This window comes from Psychrobacter sp. Sarcosine-3u-12, assembly GCF_002836005.1.
GTDB classification, from domain to species: domain Bacteria; phylum Pseudomonadota; class Gammaproteobacteria; order Pseudomonadales; family Moraxellaceae; genus Psychrobacter; species Psychrobacter okhotskensis.
On record NZ_PJBY01000008.1, the window covers coordinates 1 to 8,747 of the forward strand.

Consider the following 8,747-nt stretch of genomic DNA (forward strand, 5'->3'; position numbering starts at 1 on the left):
TATAGATCTAGGTGAGACAGGTAGTGTAAAAATGGGTTCGAGTTTTCCTATAGGGTTTGGTAATACTACGACACTTGATCGTTCTGGACTCACAACTGGCAATATACTGACGAAGACTACAGTCGATGGCTTAGGTGTTAGAACAGGCAACGCTCTAGTTAATACTACCGTTACTGGTGTAGGAATTGCTGTATCAAGCCCTCTGTCTACCACTCTTATATCTAGCAATGGTCTGAACATTCTAAATGGTCCAAGTATCACTAAGAGTGGTGTTAATGCCGGTAATAAAAAAGTCATCAATGTTTCTAATGGTACGGTTAGTCTAAATAGTCAAGACGCCATCAATGGTGGTCAGCTGTTCCAGACCAACCAACAAGTCACGACCAATACTAACAACATCTCAACCAATACCACCAATATTGACACCAACACTGACAATATTGCTAAAGGCATCAAGTTTAACGTGAATGATGCAAGTAGCGGTGGTACCCTCAAAAAAACCTTCGCCTTGGGTGAAGAAATTAAGTTTGATACAGACAGCAATTTAACCACCACTGGCTTATCAACGGGTGATGGAATCAAACTTGGCTTAGCCAACAACTTAACAGGTCTGGATAGCGCAAGCTTTAATAGCGGCGTTAGTATCTCATCTACTGGTATCAACGCAGGTGATAAAGTCATCTCAGGCGTGGCTAGCGGTGGCACAACGGAAACCAATGCGGCGAATATTGGTGATGTACAGATGGCAGCCGCAGGAGCGAGAACCAAAGTAGTTAAAGGTACGAATGTCGCCAGTGTTGACTTTTCAACCGATAGCGATACTGGACAGGATGTCTATACTGTCAATGCCAATGGCACCAGTGTTTCTACTGCAGATGCTAATGCACTAACAGTTAGCACTAGTGTCAAAGATCCTGATACCAATATCACCGACTATCAAGTTGATCTAAGCGAAGGTAGTAAGGCAAGCTTGGTAAAAGCCGATAGTGCGATGCAAACGGTAGTGACACAAATCAATGGTGCTGATGTCAAGACTTTGGATAAAGACAATAATACAGCCAACTTTATTACTGGTGACAATATTGTCTTGACCGCTGACAATGGTGGTATCAAAGTTGCTACTGCTGCCGATTTAGTCTCAACCAGCTTGACCACAGGAACTACAGTCGTCAACGCTGATGGTGTCACATTCACGGGTGGGACTAATCAAACGGTCAGAATCAGTAATAGTGGGCTAGACAATGGTGGCAATCAAATTACCAATGTCGCTAACGGTACAATAGCCAGCGATGCCGTAAACTTTGGTCAACTACAAGCCACGACTACGACCATCGATAAAGGTTTTGATTTCGATGGTGACACGGGTACTACCGTTAATCGTCAGCTTGGTGACAAGCTGACAGTCAAAGGTGGCGCGACCGTGGCAAGTGACTTGTCAAATGGCAACAACATTGGCGTCGTTGCTGACGGTACCAGCACATTGACCGTGAAACTTGCGAAAGATTTAACTGGTCTTAACAGCGCAAACTTTGGTAGCGGTGTCAGCATCTCAGCCAATGGTCTAAACAATGGTGGCAATAAAATTACTAACGTTGCAGAAGCGACCACAGGTAAGGATGCGGTAAACTTCGACCAATTGTCAGCAACCAATAGTCTCGTGGCTAAAGGCATCAAAATCGGTGATGGCAATAGTGCCAACGACCAGCAGTTTGCTTTAGGTGATACCATCAACGTCACGGGTGATAGCAATATTACGACGATGGCCTCGGCAACGGGTGTTCAAGTAAAACTGAATAACCAGCTGAACTTAGGCAATGAGGGTAGCATGCAGATTGGTGATAGCATTATGAACAGCAATGGCTTTACCTTTACTGACAATGGTCCCGGTAGAACGGTTAGACTGAGTAGTGGTGGTCTTGACAATGGTTTTAATAGAATCACCAATGTAGCTGCCGGTATGGCAGACACAGATGCGGCGACTGTGGGACAGTTGAACGCGACGACGTTTGCCTTAGACAGAGGTTGGGCATTAAGTGCACAAAGTGATACCGCTACCATGGTAAAACAGGGAAGCGCTGTTGATATGAACAGCAGAGATGGAAACATTACTATTTCTAGAACGTCGGCAAATGGTGGTGTAGCAAGTCAAGCTGGCCGAGCGGTAGACGCAAATGATATTAGCTTTGATTTAAACCCAGACCTAAATGTAGATAGCGTCACAGCGGGTGACACCGTTATTGACAATAATGGTCTGACTATCGCAGGCGGACCTAGTGTCACCAAAGCCGGTATCAATGCTGCCGATACTCAGATTACAAACGTGATGAATGGTGCTGTCTCTGAAGGTAGTAAAGATGCCATCAACGGTGGTCAGCTCTACGCTCAAGGCACTGGTATCAGTAGTATTATTGGAGGAGATACAGTCTACAATCCTGTAGATGGAACCTTTACGAACAATAATATTGGTGGTACTGGTCAAAATAGTATCGATGGTGCAATAGCTTCTATCAAGCAAGGTGAAGTTATAATCAATGAAAGCATCCAGACCAATACTACGAATATCCAAACCAATACCACGAACATTGCCACCAATACGGCCGATATCGTAACGAATACCACGAATATCGAAACCAACACGACCAACATTAAAGTGAATAAGGACAAAATAGATGCGGGTCTCAATTTTGGTGCAGATAGCGGCGCTACCATCAACAAACCAGTAGGCGATGACAGTGTCCTCACCTTCACAGGTGGCAATAACATCAGCACTACAGCAGCAGGCAGTAGTATTAAGTTTGATCTAAACGGCAACATCAACGTAGATAGTGTCAAGACTGGCAATACATCCATTAATAACAATGGCGTCACGATTGTCGGCGGACCTAGTATGACTGCAAGCGGTATCAATGCAGGCGATAGCCGCATTACCGGGGTTGCCAATGCTACAGAAGCCACAGATGCCGTCAATTTCGGTCAATTAAGTGCACTTGATAGCAGGCTCAATAATAACATGAGCGATCTAGGCTACAAAATTGGTGAAGTCGAAGATGATGCAAACGCGGGTATCTCGGCAGCCATGGCCATGTCTTCATTACCACAAGCCTTTATTCCAGGTAAGTCATTAATCGGCGGTGGTATTGGTACTTATAACGGAGAAAGCGCAGTGGCGATTGGCTTCTCGAAATTGTCCAATGATGGTCGTTGGGTCATGAAGGTAAACGGCACCGCTGATACCCAAGGTAATGCTGGCGGCTCGATTGGTGCTGGTTTCCATTTTGATTAAAGAAATCAAGCGCAGTATCGAATAAAGCAATTCGTTAATCATAAAAAAGCAAGGCATTAGATGTCTTGCTTTTTTGCAACCTGAGAATTCATAAGTTTTTAGAGTGATGATTTGGTAGCCACTATATAATTTTTAACAATGATTTTTTTTCTTTGGCTGAATAGCAAAGCGATAAAAATCCCTCATTTTATGAGGGCTTGTCTATTATCATAAAAGCAATTTTATACTCTGAACATGGCGGCATTTGGGGTCAGTCCGACGTAAGCCATACCGGCTTGATCCATCCAATGTGGCTGAATAATCCCATGCTGTAAAATAGCATGAATGTCTCGATGCGCTCTCTCTATCCTATGTTTTTTATATAGCGAGACCGTACCAGCAACTGCGTAAATCTCCGATATCATGGCTCGGGCTTCTCGTGCTGCCTCACAGGCTGCTGCCCACACATCAGCCAGCTGTATATCGGTAAAGCTGTTTTGTTGCTGCGCTGCATCCCATATTACCTCGACACTATTGTGTAATTGCACGCGCCTAGAGGCCAAAAGTGTTTTGCTCTTAGCGATAGTCGCTTGTACCGCTGCTCGATCACGCAAATCTGGGCTTTTACCGGGCGTTACTTTCTCTAGGCAAATTTGGATTAACTCATCTGTCGCTGCTTTTAAGACGCCCAGTGCCATCGCTGCACAGCCAGCTGCATTAATACAACCAATCGGTAGGCGATTATAGGCGTTGTCGATGGCAACCGGACTATCAAATCCGACCGCATAGTCCGATTTTACAAAAGCGTTTTTAACGACGATATCGTGACTGCCTGTACCGTTTAGGCCGCCAACATGCCAAGTATCAATCACTTCAACATCTTCTTTTGGAATAAAGAACAGTTTTAAATTTGCGCCCGGCCCAAGGGTGGTGGGTGAGCCTTCGGAAATTACCAAGCAACGTAGCACAAACCAGTCGGCCAACTCACACCCTGATACTAATGTCCATTGACCTGAGACCGTATAGCCTTCTGCTGTTTGCTTAGCAATCCCTTCAGGGCGTGCTGAGTTGGCATAGACATGAGAGGGGTCACTGTATATTTCCTGCATACTAGGCTCGTCCAAAAATCGTCCAAATGTGCAAGCCAAATGATTGTTCCAAACAATCCATGATACTGAGGCCTCAGCACTGGCCAGCGTCTCATAAGCTTTTAGCGTTTCTACAGGATTGCCTTGCCATCCTCCCAACGACTTTGGCAACCCCATTCTAAATAGTGATAGCGCTGACAGTTTTTTGACCACTATCGGTGCAATTTTTCTACAGGTTTCTGTTTCCTCTCTGGCCGATATGGCTAAATCATAAACATCTTCAGCGGCATCGGATGGTAGAGCGTCTTTATTATTATTTGATGAAGGTGTATCACTCATAATTTTCAACCTTATTTTAATGAATAAAACAGTATGTTGATTTAGAATTAATAAATAAAAATCAATTCTAAATTTGAGATATAACAATGCCTATACCAAGAATAGCCAACAGTTGACCGCTATACAACCAATAATTTGCATATATAAAATATTATAGTGAAATAAATGTTAGAAGCGATCCTGCGATGAAATATTTACAGCACATCGCTCAGTTGTATGTGTCATTGACAGCGCCTTAGCCTGTCATTTTATTTTTTAGTTACTTAGATTAACACATGAAGTGCAATACCAAATGTGAGGTGAAACTGATTTTAAAGTCTTTCTGGATAGAAATACGAATACTAAGAAGCTAGGACGGATGAGCATACTGCAGTGAGCGCTTTAAAATAGTAGTTTTTTAGCATTTAAATGGTCATCGATTGAATTAAAGATGTGCCCCAATGTTATCTAAGTGCAGATGCATTCATAAATGCAAAAAGCCGAGCAATGGCTCAGCTTTTTTAGTAAATAGTTCTATTAAAAATTTGGCTACCAAGCCTAATCGGTTGAGGTTTCTTGTAAGACCTCTACCATGGCATTGGCTACGTAATCAATGTTACTGACGTTTAAGCCTGCCACACACATACGTGAGTTAGAGACTAGGTAAATACCAAATTCGCTTTGTAAGCGCTCGATTTGCTCAACTGTTAAGCCGGTAAAGCTAAACATGCCGTTTTGACGAGTAATGTAATCAAAATTACGCTCAGGTAGTTTGGATTCTAATACCGATTTGAGCTTTAAGCGCATAGCTTTGATACGGTCGCGCATTCCATAAACTTCACCAACCCACTGCTGATATAGTTCCTCATCATTCATGACGATATCAACCACGCGGCCGCCATGGGAGGGTGGACTGGTATAGATACGACGAACAATAAAGTTCAACTGACCAAAGACGCGCTCAGTTTCGTCTACTGTCGGACAAACGACGGAAAGACCGCCAACACGCTCACCATACAGTGATAAGTTTTTGGAGTAGGAGTTACTCACGAACACCGTCAAATTCATCTCAACTGCTTTACGAATAGCATACGCGTCGCTGTCCATATCTTCGCCAAAGCCTTGATAAGCGATGTCCATAAATGGAATTAGCTCACGCTGCTTTATTACCTCTAGCACTTTATCCCATTGCTGCTTTGTCAAATCCATACCGGTTGGGTTATGGCAGCAAGGGTGCAACAACACCACATCGTGTTTATTCAAGGTTTCAAAAAAGCGGATCATCTCATCGAACTTGATGCTACTGCTGGCTTTATCGTAGTAAGGATAACTGCCAACCTCTACGTCACAACCTGCAAAAATAGCAATATGATTGCTCCATGTTGGGTCGCTGACGTAGCACTTCGACTGAGGTAGCCACTGATGTATAAATTCAGCACCAACTTTTAGTGCACCAGAACCCCCGAGAGTCGCTATCGTCGCCACACGGCCCTCAGTCAATACCTGAGCCCCTTTACCAAACAGTAAATTCTGACAAGCGCTACGATGTCCAGCCAGACCTGCCATCGGCAAATAAGGGCGCGGAGAGATTGAATCTGCAATCTGCTGTTCGGCAGTTTTGACGCAGTCTAATACGGGCAATACACCTTCTTCATCGTAATAGATACCGATGCCCAAATTGACTTTATCGGGATTGGGGTCAGCAAAAAACTGGTCCATCAATCCTAAAATAGGGTCACCAGCATAATATTCTACATGTCTAAACATTCTGTGTCCTTACAAAAATATGAGTCTTGCGGACAAAAAGCATAATCCAAATCAATAATTAACTCAACGCAAGATTTATTTTTAGCCCCTTTAGAGACAAGCGCTTGAATTGAGGACGCGCCCTAGAGTTGATAACGATTTAAGCAGCCTGCCAGTGGCTTATGTCAATCACTGTGAAAATTATCGAAATGATCATCAAAATACGACTGTAAAAACTGCTTAAAAGCAATGGTCACTTGTTCAATAAATAGCCCTTGTAAAGTAATAAGTGGAATGTCTACCAAATAAGGTTTGCCTCGCAATGATTTTGTCATGGCCGCGAAGACTGATAGCCTACTGGGTAAATGACGAGGGTAGCAATAATCATTGCAACTCATTAAACTTGTCCAACCCAAAGCCAACCCCAACGTCAGAATCCACTGGCAAGCTAAGGATGTGTGATGCCACCAAAAATACTCACCCAAATTTCACCGCAACTGGCGTTTATGATTTCTGCCATTGTCATCGCCATCATGGGCGTTACCATGATTGGCTTTGGCTGGGTGCCGCATTTATCATTGATACTCGCCATCTGTGTGCTACTAGCCATCGGTCTGTTCAAAGGTTTAAGCTTCGATGATATGCAAGCGCAAATGGCGTCTGGCGTCATGCGCGGTATCGGTGCGATTTATTTATTCTTTTTTATTGGTTTGATGATCGCCGCCTTGATGATGTCTGGTGCCATTCCGACGCTGATGTATTTTGGTTTTCAGCTGATATCGCCAGAGTATTATTATATCTCAGCCTTTGTATTGACATCTATTATCGGTATTGCCTTGGGCAGTAGTTTGACCACGGCCGCCACCCTTGGCGTGGCTTTCATAGGGATGAGCAATGCCTTTGATGCCAATGTGGCGATTGCCGCTGGTGCGGTGGTATCTGGAGCATTTTTTGGTGATAAAATGTCGCCATTATCGGATACTTGTACCATTGCCTCATCGGTTGTTGGCATTGATTTGTTTGACCATATTCGCAATATGATGTATACCACTGTGCCGGCTTGGATAATGACGGTGATATTGTTTTGGTTCTTCTCTGGGCAAACGGTTGGCTCTGACTTAAGTCAAGTAAGAGTGCTGCAAGGACAGTTAATTGAAAGTGGCTTGGTACATGGTTACGCCGTATTGCCTTTCGTCGTGCTAGTAGGACTGGCGATATTCCGCGTCAATGCCATTTATACCATCATCTGTACCATCGCTGCGGCATTGATTATTACTTACTTACATAGCTCGCCAAGCTTTGGTCAGTTGGGTGGTTATCTGTTTGCAGGCTATGCCCCTGCTGAGTCATTAGAGTTGGGCGAGGTAGGCGGCATGCTATCGCGCGGCGGTGTCCAAAGCATGTTCTTTACCCAAGCGATTGTGATATTAGCGCTCAGTCTTGGTGGCTTGCTGACAGCATTGGGTATCTTGCCAGCATTATTATCAGGTATTAAAGACAATTTAACGACAGCAGGGCGTGCTATTTTTGCTGCTGCCATGTCGGCTTTAAGCATCAACGTACTTATTGGTGAGCAGTACTTGAGTATCTTATTATCAGGAACCGCCTTCCGACCAACGTTCGAGCGTTTAAACCTACACCCAAAAAACCTATCGCGTACCATTGAAGATGCCGGTACGGTGATTAATCCATTGGTACCTTGGAGTGTGTGTGGAGTGTTTATCAGCCAAGCATTGGGCGTTCCCGTACTTGATTATCTGCCTTATGCCTTTTTCTGTTATTTATCGCTACTACTTACAATTCTGTTTGGCTTCACAGGGGTGACTATCAGTCGAATACAGACCCATCAAACTCATAAGAAGACAATCATGTCAGATTCTGCTCCTATGGGTTAAACGCTTGTGCTTATCTCCTATGATTTGATGGTGTTTTTTTGACACTCTGTGCAAATGCTATCTAATTCTAATTATTTTGATTCAAATAAAAGAAACCTCGTAGCGCAACGCTTACGAGGTTTTTTTAAATTCTGAGCAGTTGTATCGTGTTTAAGTGGTTGGTTGAGACTTAATAACAGCGTTATGATTTGCTATTTATATCGAGATAAAAGCGTGGTGTAATTTATGAACATTATGTGGGTTTAACTTTTTTCTATATTTTATACGTTTCTTCCACTAGTTTAGTCTTGCGTACGCAGTGCCTAAAATCTCGTTTATGTTATCGAGGTTTAATGGTTTTGCTAGGGCTAGTGTGGTAAATTGCTAAAGTCGCTGAAATCAAAGCGCATGGTTTGTGGTAGTAAATAACCGTAAGTTAAAAGACCAATATCTTAATTT

4 protein-coding genes are annotated in these 8,747 nt (G+C 43.4%); 2 read left to right on the top strand and 2 right to left on the bottom strand.

The annotated features are described in order from the left end of the window. Positions 1-3,283, top strand: a 3,283-nt coding sequence (locus tag CXF65_RS00515) for a YadA-like family protein (RefSeq protein WP_198551924.1), incomplete at its 5' end; no start/stop codon positions are given. Between the two features lie 221 nt (positions 3,284-3,504). Here the strand turns inward: CXF65_RS00515 and CXF65_RS00520 are convergent. Together CXF65_RS00520 and CXF65_RS00525 are read right to left on the bottom strand one after the other, a co-directional pair. Continuing rightward, positions 3,505-4,689 carry a hypothetical protein gene (locus tag CXF65_RS00520; RefSeq protein ID WP_101210673.1) on the bottom strand — a complete coding sequence of 395 codons (1,185 nt, stop codon included), beginning with the start codon at positions 4,687-4,689 and terminating at the stop codon, positions 3,505-3,507. Between the two features lie 537 nt (positions 4,690-5,226). Further along, positions 5,227-6,435, bottom strand: a complete 1,209-nt coding sequence (locus tag CXF65_RS00525) for an aromatic amino acid transaminase (RefSeq protein ID WP_025652906.1) — start codon at positions 6,433-6,435, stop codon at positions 5,227-5,229. Between the two features lie 440 nt (positions 6,436-6,875). Between CXF65_RS00525 and nhaC the strand changes: the two genes are divergently transcribed. After that, positions 6,876-8,309 (top strand): Na+/H+ antiporter NhaC, encoded by a 1,434-nt coding sequence (nhaC, locus tag CXF65_RS00535; RefSeq protein ID WP_101210675.1) that lies wholly within the window; start codon positions 6,876-6,878, stop codon positions 8,307-8,309. Positions 8,310-8,747: the final 438 nt, after the last annotated feature.

Bases quoted from the DNA above. Each gene is read 5' to 3' on its own strand.
- CXF65_RS00520 (WP_101210673.1), bottom strand. From the start codon at position 4,689: ATGAGTGATACACCTTCATCAAATAATAATAAAGACGCTCTACCATCC.
- CXF65_RS00525 (WP_025652906.1), bottom strand. From the start codon at position 6,435: ATGTTTAGACATGTAGAATATTATGCTGGTGACCCTATTTTAGGATTG.
- nhaC (WP_101210675.1), top strand. From the start codon at position 6,876: ATGCCACCAAAAATACTCACCCAAATTTCACCGCAACTGGCGTTTATG.